Source organism: Aminipila butyrica (assembly GCF_010669305.1).
GTDB lineage: Bacteria > Bacillota > Clostridia > Peptostreptococcales > Anaerovoracaceae > Aminipila > Aminipila butyrica.
Window position 1 is genome coordinate 1,393,701 of the sequence record NZ_CP048649.1, and the last position, 18,402, is coordinate 1,412,102.

General features: G+C 48.6%; 16 protein-coding genes and 1 other annotated feature. All 16 genes read left to right on the forward strand.

What is annotated here, in order from left to right:
* Positions 1-155: 155 nt before the first annotated feature.
* The 16 genes from pyrH to infB all read left to right on the forward strand — a co-directional run bounded on the left by pyrH (position 156) and on the right by infB (position 18,398).
* Positions 156-860: a UMP kinase gene (gene pyrH / locus Ami103574_RS06665; protein WP_163065919.1), complete on the forward strand. Its 705-nt coding sequence runs from the start codon at positions 156-158 to the stop codon at positions 858-860.
* Positions 861-931: 71 nt separating this feature from the next.
* The gene (frr, locus tag Ami103574_RS06670; RefSeq protein ID WP_163065921.1) at positions 932-1,486 is read left to right on the forward strand and encodes a ribosome recycling factor; all 555 of its coding nucleotides are present in this window, start codon (positions 932-934) and stop codon (positions 1,484-1,486) included.
* Positions 1,487-1,515: 29 nt separating this feature from the next.
* The gene (locus tag Ami103574_RS06675; RefSeq protein WP_163065922.1) at positions 1,516-2,277 is read left to right on the forward strand and encodes an isoprenyl transferase; all 762 of its coding nucleotides are present in this window, start codon (positions 1,516-1,518) and stop codon (positions 2,275-2,277) included.
* 3 nt (positions 2,278-2,280) lie between these two features.
* Positions 2,281-3,060 (forward strand): phosphatidate cytidylyltransferase, encoded by a 780-nt coding sequence (locus Ami103574_RS06680; RefSeq protein WP_163065923.1) that lies wholly within the window; start codon positions 2,281-2,283, stop codon positions 3,058-3,060.
* An 85-nt stretch (positions 3,061-3,145) separates the two neighbouring features.
* Entirely contained in the window at positions 3,146-4,285 is a 1,140-nt protein-coding gene (locus tag Ami103574_RS06685; RefSeq protein ID WP_163065924.1) for a 1-deoxy-D-xylulose-5-phosphate reductoisomerase, read from the forward strand.
* A gap of 45 nt (positions 4,286-4,330) precedes the next feature.
* Positions 4,331-5,344 (forward strand): RIP metalloprotease RseP, encoded by a 1,014-nt coding sequence (rseP, locus tag Ami103574_RS06690; protein ID WP_163065925.1) that lies wholly within the window; start codon positions 4,331-4,333, stop codon positions 5,342-5,344.
* A 60-nt stretch (positions 5,345-5,404) separates the two neighbouring features.
* Positions 5,405-6,481, forward strand: coding sequence for a flavodoxin-dependent (E)-4-hydroxy-3-methylbut-2-enyl-diphosphate synthase (gene ispG, locus Ami103574_RS06695; RefSeq protein WP_163065926.1), 1,077 nt, complete (start codon positions 5,405-5,407; stop codon positions 6,479-6,481).
* A complete protein-coding gene (locus Ami103574_RS06700) occupies positions 6,478-6,906 on the forward strand; it encodes an acyl-CoA thioesterase (RefSeq protein WP_163065927.1) in 429 nt (142 codons plus the stop codon). The genes ispG and Ami103574_RS06700 overlap by 4 nt, the downstream gene beginning before the upstream one ends.
* 54 nt (positions 6,907-6,960) lie before the next feature.
* Positions 6,961-10,749, forward strand: a complete 3,789-nt coding sequence (locus Ami103574_RS06705) for a PolC-type DNA polymerase III (RefSeq protein ID WP_163065929.1) — start codon at positions 6,961-6,963, stop codon at positions 10,747-10,749.
* Between the two features lie 57 nt (positions 10,750-10,806).
* Positions 10,807-11,040: a binding site (T-box leader), on the forward strand.
* A 113-nt stretch (positions 11,041-11,153) separates the two neighbouring features.
* A complete protein-coding gene (locus Ami103574_RS06710; protein ID WP_163065931.1) occupies positions 11,154-12,452 on the forward strand; it encodes a phenylacetate--CoA ligase family protein in 1,299 nt (432 codons plus the stop codon).
* A gap of 14 nt (positions 12,453-12,466) precedes the next feature.
* Positions 12,467-12,862 (forward strand): ACT domain-containing protein, encoded by a 396-nt coding sequence (locus Ami103574_RS06715; RefSeq protein ID WP_163065933.1) that lies wholly within the window; start codon positions 12,467-12,469, stop codon positions 12,860-12,862.
* 155 nt (positions 12,863-13,017) lie between these two features.
* Complete coding sequence (locus Ami103574_RS06720) at positions 13,018-13,497, forward strand: ribosome maturation factor RimP (protein WP_163065935.1); 480 nt, start codon at positions 13,018-13,020, stop codon at positions 13,495-13,497.
* An 18-nt stretch (positions 13,498-13,515) separates the two neighbouring features.
* Entirely contained in the window at positions 13,516-14,688 is a 1,173-nt protein-coding gene (gene nusA, locus Ami103574_RS06725; protein ID WP_163065937.1) for a transcription termination factor NusA, read from the forward strand.
* Between the two features lie 20 nt (positions 14,689-14,708).
* Complete coding sequence (gene rnpM, locus Ami103574_RS06730; protein ID WP_163065939.1) at positions 14,709-14,987, forward strand: RNase P modulator RnpM; 279 nt, start codon at positions 14,709-14,711, stop codon at positions 14,985-14,987.
* Positions 14,968-15,282, forward strand: coding sequence for a L7Ae/L30e/S12e/Gadd45 family ribosomal protein (locus tag Ami103574_RS06735; RefSeq protein ID WP_163065941.1), 315 nt, complete (start codon positions 14,968-14,970; stop codon positions 15,280-15,282). Before rnpM ends, Ami103574_RS06735 begins: the two co-directional genes overlap by 20 nt.
* Before the next feature lie 14 nt (positions 15,283-15,296).
* Positions 15,297-18,398 carry a translation initiation factor IF-2 gene (gene infB / locus Ami103574_RS16245; RefSeq protein WP_163065943.1) on the forward strand — a complete coding sequence of 1,034 codons (3,102 nt, stop codon included), beginning with the start codon at positions 15,297-15,299 and terminating at the stop codon, positions 18,396-18,398.
* Positions 18,399-18,402: the final 4 nt, after the last annotated feature.

Sequence of the window (18,402 nt, forward strand, 5' to 3'; positions counted from 1 at the left end):
TACTTTATGGTATAATAAGTGCGAAGTAATTTAAGAAAGCAATTTACATTGCGTTAAGCAGCTTTGCTGCAAGGAAACGTTTATTGAAACATGCTGCAACGTGGCTGGCGTGTTTTAATTGTTGTACCTGAAAATTTTACTGTGAGGAGAAAGAAATGGAGCCTAAATATAAAAGAGTTCTTATAAAAGTAAGCGGAGAGGCTCTGGCCGGGCCAGATAAGTTCGGCATATCCGATGAGATGCTGCAAGGAGTTGCTGCACAGGTGAAAGAAATCCACGACTTAGGCGTACAAGTCGCTATCGTGGTCGGCGGCGGAAACTTCTGGCGGGGCAGGACCGGTCAGAGCATTGACCGGGCTACGGCTGACTATATGGGCATGCTGGCCACCACCATGAATGCGATGGCTCTTCAGGATGCCTTTGAGAAACAAGGTTTGTCGGCTGTTCTTCAAACGGCAATCGCCATGACTCAAATCGCGGAACCTTACAACCGCAAAAAGGCCATTCGATGCATGGAAGAAGATAAGGTTGTCATCTTTGGCACCGGTACTGGCAGTCCATTCTTTTCTACAGACACCACCTCCGCCCTGCGAGCAGCGGAGATTGATGCCGATGTGATACTGCTGGCGAAAAGCGTCGATGCGGTATATTCTGCTGATCCGGAAAAGGATCCCTCAGCCATTCGCTATGAACAGCTGACTCACAAGGAAGTCATTGAAAAACAGTTGGGAGTCATGGATATTACAGCAGCTACCCTATGTATGGAAAATAACATCGACATTCATGTGTTCGGTGTATCCGAAAAGGGTAACCTGTTAAAAGCTGTCAACGGCGAAAAGATTGGTACCATCATCCGATGATACTATTAAGTATGATTAAAATTGAACATTTCCATAAGCGTTTAAAAAGAGTGTAGGAGGAGAAAGAAGTTATGAGTAATGTACAGGAAGTTCTCGAGCAGAAGATGATCAAGACTATTTCTGTTTTAAAGGAAGAATTAGGCACCGTGCGAGCAGGAAGAGCCAATCCCACTTTGCTGGACAAGGTGATGGTGGATTATTATGGCAGTCCAGCTCCGATTAAGAATCTGGCCAATATTTCTGCGCCGGAACCCAGAACTTTGCTGATTGCCCCTTTTGACCCAAAAACTATCGCCGATATTGAAAAGGCCATCAATAATGCCAATTTAGGCATGGCTCCGTCCAACGACGGCAAGGCTATTCGGCTTTCTGTGCCGCAGCTGACGGAAGAGCGGCGAAAAGAGCTGACCAAGACGGTGAAGAAGTATGGCGAAGATGCCAAGGTGGCTGTGCGAAATGAACGAAGAGATGCCAACGATGAACTGAAAAAGCTGGAAAAGTCCGGTGAGCTGTCAGAGGACGATTTGAAGAAGCAGCTAGATCAGATTCAGAAGAAAATTGACAAGTCCATGAAGGATATTGATGACATTGTGGCGGCAAAAGAGAAAGACATCTTAGAGATTTAGAAAATGAGATTGTACGGCGGATATGGCTGATGTCAGCTATATCCGCTTTTAAAGAAGAGGATACACAGATGTTAGATATGGATAGAATTCCCAGGCATGTGGCCGTAGTTATGGACGGCAACGGCAGATGGGCGGTTAAAAACAGCGTGCCCAGAATGGCAGGGCACAATGCCGGCATGAAGGCCATGAAAGAAATTGTCAAGAGGTCTTCCTCCCTGGGGGTGGAGCACCTGACCGTGTATGCTTTTTCTACGGAGAACTGGAAGCGCTCGGTAGATGAGGTTAACGGAATCTTTAAGCTGATTGTTATCTACGTGGATAAGGAGCTAAAGGAACTTCATAAAAACAACGTAAAGGTGCGAATATTGGGTGATTATTCCATGCTGCCCCGAGAATCGGTAGAACGGCTGGATAAAGCACTGAAAACGACAGAAAATAATACGGGCTTGCAGTTCAACATCGCTTTGAATTACGGCAGCCGAGATGAAATCACCAAGGCGGTGATTCGAATAGGAGAGAAAATAAAGGCAGGTTTGCTGGAACCTCAGGATATAACAGAGGAGACCATCGGCAGCCATCTATATACAGGGACCCTTTTCCACAACATTCCCGACCCGGATTTGTTAATCCGCACCAGCGGGGAGAAGAGATTGTCCAATTATCTGCTCTGGCAGAGCGCTTACAGCGAACTGGTCTACAGCGAGGTGCTGTGGCCGGATTTTTCGCCGGAAGTCTACGAAAAGTGTATTGAGGAATATCAGAACAGAAATAGACGCTTCGGCGGGAGGTAAATTTTGAAAACAAGGGTAATATCAGGGCTGATTATGCTGCCCTTTGGGATAATCGTGCTGCTGGGCGGAAAGGTGCTTATGTTGGGATGCTTTATCATTGGCATTATGAGCGTCCGGGAATTTTTTAACGGCTTTACCAGCATGGGAATCAAACCAGGTTATCTGCTGGCCTATGTCAGCACATTGGCTCTTTACGGGCTCAATTTATTCGTTACAGATGCCAGGTGGTATATGCTGTGGTTCTTTGGGGTAGTTTTGCTCAGTCTGTTGTATTTGTTTAATATACAGGAGCGTAGGCTGGAAGACGGCATGGCTACTTTGACAGGCATTTTATACACGGTGTTTTTCTCTTTTCACGTGACTTTGGTGGAACAGACTGGCGAATACGGCCTGTTGGTATGGTTGATTTTTTTGACGGCCTTCGGAACAGACGTGATGGCCTATTTTACAGGCTATGCTTTCGGCAAACACAAGCTCTGCCCGCATATCAGTCCGAAAAAGACCATAGAAGGCTCCATCGGCGGTATTCTAGGCAGCGTGCTGCTGTGCGGAGTTTTTGGCTGGGTGTTAATACCTCGGCTGCTGATCCACTGCCTAATTATCGGTCTTATGGGAGGCATCGTCTCTCAGTTTGGAGACCTGACTGCTTCCATCTTCAAACGAAAGATGGGCATCAAGGATTATGGAAATTTGATTCCCGGCCATGGCGGTATCTTGGACCGGTTTGATAGCGTGCTCTTTACGGCACCAATGGTGTATTACTATATCGCATTGGTTTTATAATGGGTTTTTATAAAAGCTACAATTAAAATGCGGGCCCATGTAAGCGAAGGGTGCCCCGCAGAAGCTTTTGCATAGGGGAAGAGTTATGAAAAAGATTGCAATACTTGGAAGTACGGGTTCTATCGGTACTCAGGCCCTGGACATGGTGGCCAGGAATCCAGAGCGGTTCCAGGTTACGGTCTTGGCCTGCGGGCGCAACCTGCAGCTGCTTTGTCAGCAGATTGAAGCGTTTAGACCGGAGCTGGCCGTGGTAGAGCGGGAAGAAGACGCCCGGACCTTGGCTGCAAGGTATCCGAAACTAGAAGTGCTCTGGGGTATGGAAGGGTTGATTACTGCCGCTGAATCCCAGTATGATTTATTGCTCAATGCCCTGGTGGGCATGATGGGACTGATTCCTACGTATCGGGCAGTGTGCCGAGGCAGGGATATTGCTTTAGCTAATAAGGAGACTTTAGTAGCCGGCGGCCAGCTGGTTATGGAGATGGTAGCGAGCAATCAGGTGCAGCTGCTGCCGGTAGACAGTGAGCACAGCGCTATTTTTCAGTGCTTGCAGGGAAATAAGGACCAAAAGATAAGACGGATTTATTTGACTGCGTCCGGTGGACCTTTTCGAGGTTGGAATTTGGAGCAGCTGGAACAGGTGTCCTTGGAGCAGGCGTTGAAGCACCCGAACTGGACCATGGGCAGTAAAATTACCATTGATTCGGCCACGATGATGAACAAAGGGCTGGAAGTTATTGAGGCCAAGTGGCTTTTTGATGTGGAGCCGACGGATATTCAGATAGCTGTCCATCCACAGAGCGTAGTCCATTCTATGGTGGAATATCAAGATGGTTCTATTTTAGCTCAGCTGGGTGCACCAGATATGAGGGTGCCTATCAGTTACGCTTTCAGCTACCCGGATCGACTGGAAAATACGCTGGAGCCCTTGGATCTTTTCGGGCTGGGTTCTCAGCTGTCCTTTGAACGACCGGACATGGAGGTATTTCGAACCATTCCTCTGGCCTATGAAGCCATCGAAAAGGGCGGTACATATCCAGCAGCTATGAACGGAGCGAATGAGGCTTTAGTTCAATTATTTTTGCAAAGAAAGATTAAATTTACAGATATTCAGAATACTATAGAAAGAATACTCAACGACCATGTACCAGTATATAATTTAAAACTGGAGGACGTTTTGGAAGCAGATCGGTCTGCCCGTCAGATGGTGCAGGACCTGTTTTAAATTACAGTTTGACGGGAAATCGTATTCAATAAGGGGGTAATAAGGATGACTATATGGACTATCATTTGTGCAATAATTATGTTTTGCATTCTGGTGTTGGTACACGAGGGCGGGCATTTTATTGCAGCAAAATCAGTAGGAGTAAAAGTCAACGAGTTCGCAGTAGGCATGGGGCCGGTGCTGCTTAAAAAAGTTCGGGGGGAAACGCAGTATTCGCTGCGGCTCTTTCCTATCGGGGGATTTTGTGCTATGGAGGGGGAGGATGACCAATCGGAGGATGAACGGTCCTTCGGCAAGCGGCCTCTTTGGGCCAAGGCAATCATCATTGTGGCCGGATCCTTTATGAACCTCGTTCTGGCGGTAATCGTGATGGCGGGTATCATTCTTTACCTGGGCATACCAACTACTTCAATCAGCGGATTCAGTGATGTGAGCCCGGCGGAAGCCGCAGGCATTCACACGGGGGATAAGATTGTCAGCATTCAGCAGCAGGAGGTCAAAAGCTGGACCGATATCACTGAAGCCATTTCTGCAGTGCAGGGGGAGACGGTGACCATTGGCGTAGACCGACAAGGGCAGCAACTGAACTTTACCATGGATTTGACTCAGGAGGAAGATACGGGACGAAAGATTATAGGTATCCTGCCGGATGTGTCGCGCAATCCGTTTACTGCTTTAATCAAGGGAGCGGAGGCCACCAAGCTGCTGGCGGTGCAGATGGTAGAGGTCATCGGACAGCTGGTGTCGGGAGATGTGTCCACCAAGGAATTGACGGGACCTATCGGCATTACGAAGGCGGTCAGTGACTCTGTCAAGTACGGCTATGTTTACGTGGCCAATCTGGCAGCACTGATTAGCTTGAATTTAGCCATCGTCAATATGCTGCCATTTCCAGCACTGGATGGAGGACGGCTGCTGTTTTTAATCATTCGTAAGGTGACCGGCCGAGCCATTACAGACGATATGGAAGCAAAGGTACATTTTATCGGCATTATGCTGCTCTTTGCCCTAATGATTTACGTCACGTGGCAAGACATCGGGCGGTTTATTTTGAACTAGAGATTCGCAGGAAGAGGCAGAGGAACATTTCTCTGTCTTTTCAGTAGGCAGGGAGGCATTATGAGAAAGAGTGTGCGGTGCGGCGATGTAATCATAGGCGGCAATGCCCCTGTGTCCATCCAGTCCATGACGAATATAGATACCAGGGACATTCCCCGGGTGGTTGGGCAGATTCGGCAGTTAGAGGAGGCCGGCTGTCAGATTATCCGGTTGGCAGTGCCAGATATGGAATCAGCGGATGCTTTTGGTCAAATCAAGAAACAGGTGAAGGCTCCCTTGGTGGCCGATATTCATTTCGATTATCGGTTGGCGGTGGCCGCCATTGAAAAAGGTGCGGATAAGGTGCGGATTAATCCGGGCAATATCGGCAGCCGAGAACGGATTCAGGCTGTGGTAACGGCGGCTAAGGCGCGGAACATTCCTATTCGAGTGGGAGTCAATTCTGGTTCTCTGGAGAAGGATATTTTGCAAAAGTACGGTGGAGTCACGGCGGAGGGACTGGCAGAAAGCGCTCTGCGAAATGCAGAACTGCTGGAGCAGATGGACTTTGAGGATATTGTTCTCTCGCTGAAAGCTTCAGATGTAGCACTGAATTATCAAGCTCATCGGCTTATTGCAGAGAAGACGAACTATCCCATCCACATCGGTATCACGGAGTCGGGTACGGTGAACAGCGGTAAGCTGAAATCAGCAATCGGCATCGGCGGCCTGCTGCTGGCAGGTATCGGTGACACCATGCGGGTATCCCTTACTGGAGACCCGGTAAAGGAAGTGTACTTTGCCAGAGATATTCTCAAAGCGATGGGTATTCGGCCAGGAGGTATCAATTTGGTATCCTGTCCGACCTGCGGCCGCACCCGGCTGGAACTGGAGCGAATTGCTCTGGAGGTAGAAGACGCAATCATCCCTTTGGCCCGGAAGCGGGAAGCTTTGGGATTACCGCCAATTACAGTAGCCGTTATGGGCTGTGTCGTCAACGGACCGGGAGAAGCCAGGGAAGCCGATTTTGGTGTGGCAGGAGGCGACGGCAAGGGCGTGATTTTTGCCCGAGGGCAGATTATTAAGACGGTGCCGGAGGAAGCAATCGTTTCTCAGCTGCTGGAGTTGATTGATCAGGATATGGAGGGGCACAGATGAAGACTTATCGATCGACCCATTTGATCAAGCCAGAGGATTTAAATCATCACCAGAACCTGTATGCTGGAAGGGGCATCGAGTGGATGGTAGAGGCCGCTTTTGTGGCAGCTGCTTTGACACATGGTGATTCTAGTGGTCTGCTTTACAGAAACACCCATCAGTTCAGTTTCAATAAGTCTGTGGAGCCAGGAGAAATTGTCAGCTATTACAGCACGGTGGTGCGGGCAGGGCGAACCAGCCTGACGGTGCGGGCCGCTTTGATTGCAGAACAGTCAGGGGAATTGCGGGCGGAAGGCTATGTGACCTTTGTTACCGTCAAATCCCATACTCATGAGCTGGTAGCCCATGGGCTGGAGCTGGATGAGGCGGTGAGCCAGGAGGAGCAGGCCTGGCGGGATAAGGCAGAACGCTTTTTTACCGGGTGACCTTTGATCTTAGGAGAACGGTATATCACAGAAGAGACGAGGAAGCATTACATAATGAAAGAATTAATAGAAGGGATCATCAATTGGAACAAGTTGGGCGGGCACCCAAGGGACCAATATAAATTTTCGCTGGGAAGAGCTCAGATGTCCCAGGAAAGCGCCACGCTTATCCTGGATATCGAGCTCAATTTTGTTATGCCCTTTGAGGATACGGAAAAGATTCGGGCCGTTATCGTCAATCAAATTCAGGGGCTCCGGGATGTGAAGCTGGGTTTTAACTATAGAAACTTGATTCAGAGTCCCCAGGAGATTGTCTGCCTTTGCGTGGGCCACATGATTGAGGAGGTCAATGGGGAATATGCCAGCAGTACAAAGACCATCTTTGCCGAGGAATCGGTCTTCGTGGATGGGGTACTGACGGTGTATGCCCTAGGGGCCGTGGTGGTTGAGGATTTAAACGCCAAGGTAGCACCTCTGTTTCAGCGGATTCTAAAGAGGGATTTCCATATTGAGGCCCAGGTTCTCTTTGAGAACCACCGGGATGAGTACCAGAAGCTGGCCAGTCAACGGCGGAATATGAAGGAATTAGAGGTAAAACAGCTTCAGGAGGAGCAGAAGCGGGCAGCAGCCTTATCCGCTTCCAGACCGGCAGCAACTGCACCCGCTGGGGGCAGCCGGGCTTTTGGCGATAGCGGAGATGCCGGCAAAGGCAAGTGGCAGAGGCGGAGAAAGGAAGAGCCGGTGGTGGGCAATCGCATCTTGGGTCAGCCGATTCAGACGGCAGCCACCCGGCTTGCCAGTGTCAATCAGGACAGCGGTACCGTAACTATTGAAGGGATTCTCTTCCGCAAGGATAATCGGACCATTAAAAACGAGAAGAAGCTGGTAACCCTGCTGATAACGGACCAAACTACTTCCATGTGCGTGAAAGCTTTTACCTCGGAAAACAAGTGGAATGAGATTGATGAACACCTGAAAAATGGTGATTTTGTGAAGATTCGGGGCAATGCGGAATGGGACACCTATGAGAATATCGTGGTGGTTATGGCTCAGGATATTGAGAAAGGCCAGATAAAAAAGCGGCAGGACACCTGCCAGCGAAAGCGGGTAGAGCTTCATGCTCATTCTAAGATGAGTGCGATGGACGGCCTGAACGAGATTAAGGACATGGTTCGCACCCATGAGGAATGGGGCCATCCAGCTATGGCCCTCACCGACCACGGAGTGGTTCAGGGATTCCCAGAAGCAGCCCATTCCCTAAGCAAGGGCTCTCCGATGAAGATTATTTATGGTATGGAGGGTTACGTCTTTGACGACAGAGACTGTATCAATCCCGACGGAACCATTGAATACAAGAAAAAAAAGACCAACCACATCATCATCTTGGTGAAAAATCAGATTGGTCTAAAAAACTTGTATAAGCTGGTTTCTATATCACACCTGGAATACTTTTATAAGCGGCCACGGATTCCTAAGTCTGTGCTTACTGCCCACCGGGAAGGGCTTATTATCGGTTCCGCCTGCGAGGCGGGAGAGGTGTTCCGGGCCGTCTATGAGAAACAAAGCCCAGAAGAAATTGAATATCTGGTAAATTATTATGATTACCTGGAAATACAGCCGCTGATTAACAATCAGTTTATGATTGATAAAGGCATGGTGGCGGACAAGGAGGGCCTGCGGGATTTAAATCGGCAGATTGTCGCTCTGGCTCAGAAGTATAGTAAGCCGGTAGTGGCTACTACCGACGCTCACTATCCTGACGCAGCATCTACACTGTATAGGAACATTCTCATGGCGGGACAGGGCTACAAGGATGGAGGCGGACAAGGCCTCTACCTGCGGACTACTCAGGAGATGCTGGAGGAATTCCAATACCTGGGGACGGACATGGCAGAGCAGGTGGTTATCGACAATACCAACCTGATTGCTGATATGATTGATGTGGTCCGGCCAGTGCCCAAGGAAAAGTATCCGCCGAAAATTCCCAACGCCGAAGAAACTCTGCGGAGTAAATGCTATGAAAAGGCCTGGAGCATTTATGGCAAGCCACTGCCGCCGGAAATTCAGGAGCGGCTGGATGCTGAGCTGGTGCCAATCATCCGGGAAGGCTATGCAGTTATGTACATTGCGGCGGAAATGTTGGTACAGAAATCCCTCAGTGATGGATACTTAGTAGGATCCCGAGGGTCTGTAGGCTCTTCTTTTGCAGCGACTATGGCCGGCATTACCGAGGTAAACCCTTTACCTCCGCACTACATCTGTCCGAACTGTAAAGAGCTGGAGTGGGGAGACCCCAAGGAGTATGACTGCGGGGTGGACATGGAAGATAAGAATTGCCCGAAATGTGGTACACTCTTTAAGAAGGATGGGTTCTCTATCCCCTTCCAAACCTTCTTAGGCTTTGAAGCAGATAAGGAGCCGGATATCGACCTGAACTTCGCCGGAGAATATCAACCGGTGGCTCATCGCTATGTAGATGAGATTTTCGGAGCTAAAAACGTGTTTAAGGCGGGAACCATCGGTACGGTGGCCACCAAGACAGCCTACGGCTTCGTAATGAAATACTTTGAAGAGCGTCAGATCCCGGTGAACAAGTATGAGGTGGAACGGCTGGCGGAATGCTGTACTGGTGTAAGACGGACGACGGGACAGCACCCGGGGGGAATCATCATCGTTCCCGATGACCACGAGATTTACGAGTTCTGTCCTGTTCAGCACCCGGCCAACGATGTGAACTCTGATTTTATTACCACCCATTTTGACTACCATTCCATTGACCAGAACTTGCTCAAGCTGGACATTCTGGGCCACGATGTGCCCTCTATGATTCGTCATTTGCAGGATATGACGGGACTGGATCCGCTGACCCAAGTGCCGCTGTCCGATGCAAAGGTCAACACCATCTTTAACGGCATTGAAGGACTGGATATCAAGGATCCGGAATATCGATTTGTTCATGGCAGCTACGGCATTCCAGAATTCGGCACCAAGTTTACCCGGCAGATGCTGGATGATACCCATCCTACCCGTTTTGCGGACTATGTGCGAATTTCTGGGTTCTCCCACGGTACTGACGTGTGGATTAATAATGCTCAGGAATGGATTCGTTCCGGTCAGACAACCATCAAGGATGCCATCTCCACCCGAGACGACATTATGAACTATCTGATTTTAAAAGGGCTGCCGAAAAAAAGTGCCTTTAACATCATGGAAAAAGTGCGAAAGGGTAAAGGGGTTACGGATGAAGATGTGTCCCTTATGGAGAATAACGATGTACCTGAATGGTATATTGAATCCTGCCGCCGAATCAAGTACATGTTCCCTCGGGCCCATGCGGTGGCCTATGTGATGATGTCCTACCGGATTGCCTATTTCAAGGTCTATTATCCAGTGGAGTTCTACGCCACCTATTTCACCACCAAGGTCAGTGAATTCGATGCGGATACTATCCTTAAGGGATCGGCAGCGGTACTGGAAAAGATGGACAGTCTTTTGGCCAAGGGGAAAAATGCCACCAAAAAAGAAGAGGATGAGGTAATCGTTCTGGAAGTGGCCTATGAGATGTATGCCCGAGGCTATGGATTTTTGGAAGCTCAACTGGGGATTTCCCATGCAACGAAGTTTTATGCCCGGGAGGGTAAGGTGCTGCTGCCTTTTGTGGCGCTAGCTGGAGTTGGAGAAAATGCAGCCCGAGCCATCGTGGAGGAATATGAAAAACAGCCTTTTGAGACTATCGATGAGATTCGGGAGCGGGCTAAGGCTAACAAGACGGCCATTGAAGCTCTCCGTGACCATGGAGTGCTAAAAGGTCTGCCGGAATCGGATCAGCTGTGTTTATTTTAGATTTTTGTTGACAAATACAAAAGTATGGGATAAAATTAGTGAAAATAAATAAATTTCATAAAGGCGAAGATAGGGTAAAGTAAATTTTTGTAACGTCAACAGAGAGCCGGAGGAGCTGGAAACCGGCGGCGACACATTTATTGAAGTTCCCCCTGGAGCTGGTACACTGAACACACTGCTTGTGCAGTCAGTAGGTGCGCACGGGTTCTCCCGTAACAGAGATAAGGATGTTAGTCCTGAGTGGCCTTTTGAAGGCAATAAGAGTGGTACCGCGGACTTTCCGTCTCTTAGGAGAAGGAAAGTCTTTTTTTGTACAGAAGTGGGAGTTTTCACACGCGCTTGTTGCCAGAACCTCAGCAGAGCCGCCCTTCAGGATACAAAGAGTTGGAAAAGGAGAAGGGAAAATGATTTGGAATGAAACAGCAGAATGTATGGAGTTAGCACAAAGGCGGGAGCTGCAAAGCCGCAGGTTGAAGGATACGGTGGCCCGGGTCTACCAGAATGTAGAGTTTTACAGAAAAAAGATGCAAGAAATCGGGGTGGAGCCTGGAGACATTCAAACGATCGATGATATCGTCAAGCTGCCGTTTACCACCAAACAGGACTTGAGGGACAATTATCCTTTTGGCCTTTGTGCTGCCCCAGAAAGTCAGTTTGTGCGGATTCACGCCTCTTCGGGAACGACTGGCAAGCCTACGGCGGTACCGTACACCCGAAAGGATTTGGAGACTTTCTCCGAGTGTGTAGCTCGCTGTATCTGCTCCGCAGGAGGAACCAGAAAGGATATCATCCAAATCGCTTATGGCTACGGCCTGTTCACTGGCGGACTGGGGCTTCACGACGGAGCTACCAAATTGGGTGCAGGTGTCATTCCAATCTCGGGAGGGAACACGCGAAATCAGCTGACGCTAATGAAAGATTTTAAACCTACCATCTTGGCCTGCACGCCGTCCTATGCCATGTTTTTAGCCGAATCCCTGGCTGAAAACGGTATGAGCAAGGAAGACCTATCCTTGAAAGTCGGTATCTTTGGGGCGGAGCCCTGGAGCAAGGAAATGCGGAAAAAAATTGAGGAGGGCTTGGGTCTGACCGCCTATGACATCTATGGTCTCAGTGAAATCATGGGACCTGGCGTGTCCGCCAGCTGCAACCAGCAAGACGGTCTGCATGTAGCAGAAGATCACTTTTATCCGGAAATCCTCAATCCAGATACGTTGGAGGCTGTTTCGGATGGCACGGTAGGCGAGCTGGTGTTCACACATCTGACGAAAGAGGCTATGCCCCTTTTGAGATACCGGACTAGAGACTTGAGCAGCATCACCCGCAGCACCTGTCAATGCGGCAGAACAACCGCCAAGATGGGACGGATTTTGGGTCGAAGCGACGATATGCTCATTATCCGTGGTGTCAACGTCTTCCCTTCTCAGGTGGAAAGCGTTCTCCTGGAGGTGCCGGAGGTTTCTGCTAACTATGTAATCATTGTCGATCGTCAGGGGACGATGGATACGGTGGAAGTCAAAGTAGAACTGGATGAAAAATATGTGCCCGATGAAATGGGTGAGCTGGAGAACATCCGGGAGAAGATTCGCCACAAGCTGAACAGTGTGCTGAGAATCGGTGTAAAGGTTACTTTGGCCGAGCACAAGACTATTCAGAGAAGTGAAGGCAAGGCAAAGCGGGTTCTGGATAAACGCCACATTTAGGAGGTGAAGGGAGGATGAATTACATGAAGATTATCAAACAGGTGACGGTGTTTTTACAAAACGAGACGGGACGGCTGGAAGAGCTGACCCAGATATTTGGTGAAAATAGCATTAATATTTCGGCAATCAGCATCGCGGAAGCGGCGGAATTTGGCATAGCCAGAATGATTGTAGATGATTATGAAAGAGCTGTTGAGAAGTTGAAAGAAAAAGAGTTTTCAGTCCATTTGGTAGACGTCTTGTGTGTGGAAACGCCCGATGAGGCAGGCGCTTTGCATCACATATTGAAAAAGCTGGCATCCGCCGGCATTAATGTTTCCTATATGTATGGCTATTCCAACAACGGTGTAGCACCGATGATTATGAAGGTAAATGATACAGATCGGGCCTTGGCCATTCTAAATATGTAGGGTGAAAACGAAATAAAGGCTTGCTTTTGCAGGCCTTTTATGTTATTCTAATATAAGTTGTTAATTTTAGACTTTTGTTGAGAAGAGTGGGCGTTGTCCACTCTTCTGCTTTTGTAGAAATCAAAATAGAGCGAATGGAATGGAAAGGGAACGAAATGGCTAAGGTGAAAATAAAGGACTTAGTTGAAGACCTGCTGGCTTCATTTTTAGCGGAGAATGGCTTAGAACTTTATAATGTGGAATTTATAAAGGAAGCAAAAGATTGGTTTTTGAGAGTTTATATCGATAAAGCAGAGACGGCTGGAGAAGAATATATCAGTACGGATGACTGCGAGATGGTTAGTCGGTTTTTGAGTGAAAAGTTGGATGAAAACGATCCCATCGAACAAAATTATTATCTGGAAGTCTCTTCCCCAGGCATGGACCGAGAGTTATTCCGGGAGCGGGATTACCAGCGGTATGCCGGCAGTCAGGTAGAGGTCAGCCTTTACCAGGCTTTGAACGGAAAGAAAAAGCTGGAGGGCCAGCTGGTGGGTATTCAGGAGGACACGCTGATTTTGACCGATGAAAAAAATCAACAGATTGAAATTCCTGTGAGCAAAGTGGCTAAGACAAGATTAGCAGTGATATTTTAAAGGAGGTTTTGCGGGAACATGAATAGAGAATTTATAAAGGCCATTGAAGAGCTGGAGAAGGAAAAAGAAATTTCCAAGGATGTTCTTATTGAAGCCATTGAATCGGCATTGGTATCGGCCTATAAGAAGAACTACGGAACATCTCAGAATGTGCGGGTAAATATCAATAAAGATACCGGCGACATCGATGTATTCATGAAGAAAGATGTAGTGGAAGAGGTTTGGGAAGACTTGATCGAAATTTCTCTGGAAGATGCCTTGGAGATCGATCCGCGGTATAAGATTGGCGATGCCATTGAATACCAAGTGACTCCAAAGGACTTTGGCAGAATTGCAGCCCAGACAGCTAAACAGGTAGTAGTTCAGCGAATTCGGGAAGCGGAACGGGGGATGATTTTCGACGATTATATTAATCGGCAAGGTGAGATTATCAACGGACAGATTCACCGCATCAGCAACGACACCCTATTCATCAACATGGGCAAGACCGAAGGCATCCTAGCTGCTACGGAGCAGGTACCAGGAGAACGGTATGATGTCAACGATCGAATTAAGGTTTACATCATGGATGTGAAGAAGACTACTAAGGGCCCGCAGGTGTACTTGTCCAGATCCCATCCCGGTTTGGTAAAAAGGCTCTTTGAGTTGGAAGTACCGGAAATAGAAGACGGAGTTATCGAGATTAAAAGTATTTCTCGAGAAGCTGGCTCCAGAACAAAGATGGCCGTCTATGCCTTGGATGAAAATGTGGATGCCGTAGGCGCTTGTGTCGGACCACGCGGAAGCCGGGTCCAGGTCATCGTAGATGAGTTGTTCGGGGAGAAAATTGACATCATCAACTGGAGTGATTATCCAGAGGAGCTAATCAGCAGTGCCCTGAGTCCCGCTAAGGTGGAGCAGGTGCTTATAAATGATGAAGATAAGACTGCTATTGCTGTCGTACCAGACTATCAGTTGTCTTTGGCCATCGGTAAAGAAGGTCAGAATGTACGGCTGGCAGCAAAGCTGTGTGGCTGGAAGATTGACATCAAAAGTCATACTCAGTATTACTCAGAGCCAGAAGAAATCGTGGACTACGAAGAAGATGATTTGGAAATGGACAGTTTTGAGAGCGAAGAAGAACTGCTGACTGGCGACTTGGAGAATGAAGAAATTTTGCCAAGTGACGAGGTTGAGCAAGAAGAGGAATAAGAAGAATTGAGGTGAGGGCCTTGAAGACGAAGAAAATACCCATGAGACGCTGTGTGGGCTGTATGGAATCCAAGCCCAAGACTCAGCTGTTGCGAATAGCTGGCTACGAAGGCCACGTATCAGTGGATCTGACGGGAAAGGCTAAGGGCAGAGGGGTTTACCTATGTCCGGACACCCAGTGTTTTGAAAAAGCCCAGAAGAGGCGAGCCATTGGTCGGAATCTGGAGATGGAGCTGAGCAGTGAACAGCTGGAAAGTCTGTTTGAGGAATTAAAAAAATATGAGGAAAAAAATCGATAGCTATTTGGGGTTTGCGAAGCGCTCCAGAAATCTGCTCATGGGCTATAATACATGTCTTTTGGCTATGAATAAAAGGAAGATAAAGCTTTTGATTGTGGCAGACGATGTTTCGGAAAATACGATGAAGAAAATGGTCGGCTCGGCGGAAGAGCATCAGGTGGTATACCGCATATACAGCACCTGCGATGAGTTGTCACAAGCCTGCGGAACGATGGGAAGGGGTGTATTTGGCATAACAGATCAAAATTTTGCAAACGTCATTTTGAAAGAGATTGATGAAAATCAGTCTATATAGAAGGAGGTGTTCGGATGACAATTAAAATCCACGAGTTGGCAAAAGAATTGAATATGAACAGCAAAGAGTTGCTGGAGAAGATCAATTCAATGGGGATTCAAGCGAAAAGTCATATGAGCGGACTATCTGACATTGATGCAATTTCAGTGAGAAATACTGTAACTAGAAGCCGGTCAAGCGCAGAGACTAAAATCGTCAAGGCGGCGCCCAAGAAGGTAGAAAAGGAAGACAAAGAGGAGGAACCGAGAATCGTAGTGAAGGCAGCAGAAAAATTGACAGCAAGTCCATCCGCCAAGCCGGCGAAGACTCAGACAGCCAAAGGCCAGGAGAGAAGTGGGGCCATGCAGAAACCGCCGGTAGGGAAACCCGTACCGAGAGATGTAGAAGCAACAAAATCAAAGCCGCCGGTAGGAAAGCCGGTAGTTCCAAAGGATTTTGAAGAAAAGGATGCTAAAAAGCACGCAGAGGCGGCGGTAAAGCCGGCTGCAGAAGCGAAAGCACCAGTAAAGAATGAGGTAGAGAAGCCGGTACAGGCCAAGCCAGAACCAACTCCGGCACCTATTTCAGAAGGCCCTCAGCGGCTGAAAATCATCAAAAAGTTTGACCCGGAAGAAGAACGAAGAGAGCGGGAAAAGGCAGAAGAACGTCGGAAGGCTGAAGCCCAGCGACGGGAGCAGGCCAGAAGCGAAGGCAACCGATCCGGCGGTCGAGGTGATTATCAGCGCAGAGACGGAAACCGGGAAGGCAGCGGTCCCTACAACGGACCACGCAGAGATAATAACGGCGGTGGTTACCGGGACAACAATGGGCCCCGAGATAACAATGGACCACGCAGAGATAACAATGGCGGCGGCTACAGAGATAATAACGGACCACGCAGAGATAACAATGGCGGCGGCTACCGGGACAACAACGGACCACGCAGAGATAACAATGGACCGCAAAGAGACGGAAACCGAGACAACAACGGACCACGCAGAGATAACAATGGCAACAATGGCGGCGGCTACCGGGATAACAACGGAAATCGGCCAAATTATCAGCGCAGCGGTGACCGCCCTTACTACAACAAAGACAAGGACGGGGATAACCGAGATCACAGAGGCGGCGGCGAACGGAAGAATTTCCAGCGCAACGACAGGGGCGGCGATGTGGCAGCTCCTATGGTATCCAAGCCGACTATCAAGCGGGATGAGAAGGAAAAGGAAAAAGAGCGGGATAAATTCGCTAAATTAGAGAAGAATGGAAAGCCAAAGCAGGGTGGAAAGCCTAGATCTTTGGAAAAGGCTCCGAAGCCGAAGAAGCATCAGTCTCGGCCAAAGGTGGTAGAAGAACCAGAAGTAAACATGGAAGAGCTGCCAGTAGGCACCAAGATTATCAACGTGCCGATCACTGTAGCTGGATTCTGTGAACAGCTTGAAATATCCACGTCTACTGTTATCATGAAACTGATGAAGCTAGGCATTATGGCGAACATCAATCAGAACGTAGATGAAGAAACGGTATTAATTCTGGCCGAAGAACTGGGTGTCAGCGTAGTTATCGGCAAGGTAGAGGAAGATGCCGTGGAAGAAGGCTTGGAAAACTTCGAGGATAAGGAAGAAGATCTGAAGCCGAGACCACCAATTGTAACCGTTATGGGTCACGTAGACCATGGTAAGACTTCCTTGTTGGATGCCATCCGTAAAACTAATGTGACGGCTTCCGAATCTGGCGGCATTACCCAGCATATCGGTGCGTCAGAAGTTACCATTAACGGACAGAAGATTGTGTTCTTGGATACACCAGGACATGAGGCCTTTACTGCCATGAGAGCCAGAGGTGCTCACGGTGCGGATATCGCTATTTTGGTCGTAGCTGCCGACGATAGCGTGAAGCCGCAGACCATTGAGTCCATCAGCCACGCGAAGGCCGCAGGTGTGCCGATTATTGTAGCTATCAACAAGATCGATAAGCCAGGAGCTAATCCGGATCGAGTTATGCAGGACTTGACGGAGCATGGTATCTTAGTAGAGTCTTGGGGTGGTGACACCATTGCAGTGCCTGTTTCAGCTAAAGCTGGCGACGGTATTGTTAACCTGTTGGAGATGGTACTGCTTCAGGCAGAAGTGATGGAACTGAAAGCCAACCCGAACCGGCTGGCTATGGGTACTGTTATTGAAGCTCGTTTGGATAAGGCTAAAGGGCCGGTGGCTACGCTGTTAGTGACCAATGGTACGCTTCAGTCCGGTACGAGTATCGTTGCGGGTACCAGCAGTGGACGTATCCGTCTGATGACGAACTTTAAGGGGGACACTATCCGCAAAGCCGGACCGGCTACCGCAGTGGAAATCTTGGGTCTTACCGATGTACCAGAAGCCGGAGATGTGTTCCATGCAGTGAAGGAAGACAAAGTAGCCCGTGAAATTGCGGAAAGCAGAAAATCCAAACTGCGAGAAGAAGTATTGGCAAGAAATGCTAGCAGCACGTTAGAGCAGTTGTTCTCCCAGATTCAGGAGGGCGAGATCAAAGAGCTGAACCTGATTATCAAGGGTGACGTGCAGGGTTCCGTAGGAGCATTGGAAGCTTCCTTAGAAAAGCTGAAAAATGAAAATGTGCGTGTACGCATTATCCATTCTGGGGTTGGTACCGTGACAGAATCCGATGTTATGCTGGCAGGAACGTCCGGAGCGGTTATTATTGGCTTTAACGTGCGTCCGAGCACGGCAGTTTCCACCATGGCTGAACGGGATGGGGTAGAAATCCGAACCTACAGCGTAATCTACAATGTCATCGATGACGTAGAAGCTGCGATGAAGGGTATGCTGGATCCTGAATTTAAAGAAGAAGTTTTGGGTAAAGTAGAAGTACGGACCACCTTTAAGGTACCAGGCGTAGGCACCATTGCAGGCGCTTATGTACTAGAGGGAAAAGTAGTTCGAAATGCGCAAATCCGTTTAGTTCGAGACGGCATCGTATATCACGAAGGCAAGATTTCTTCCTTGAAGCGGTTTAAGGATGACGCCAAGGAAGTTCAGCACGGGTTTGAGTGCGGTATCGGCTTCGAAAATTACAATGACCTGAAAGAGGGAGATATTATCGAATGCTTCCACATGGTAGAGGTCGAGAGAAAATAGGAAG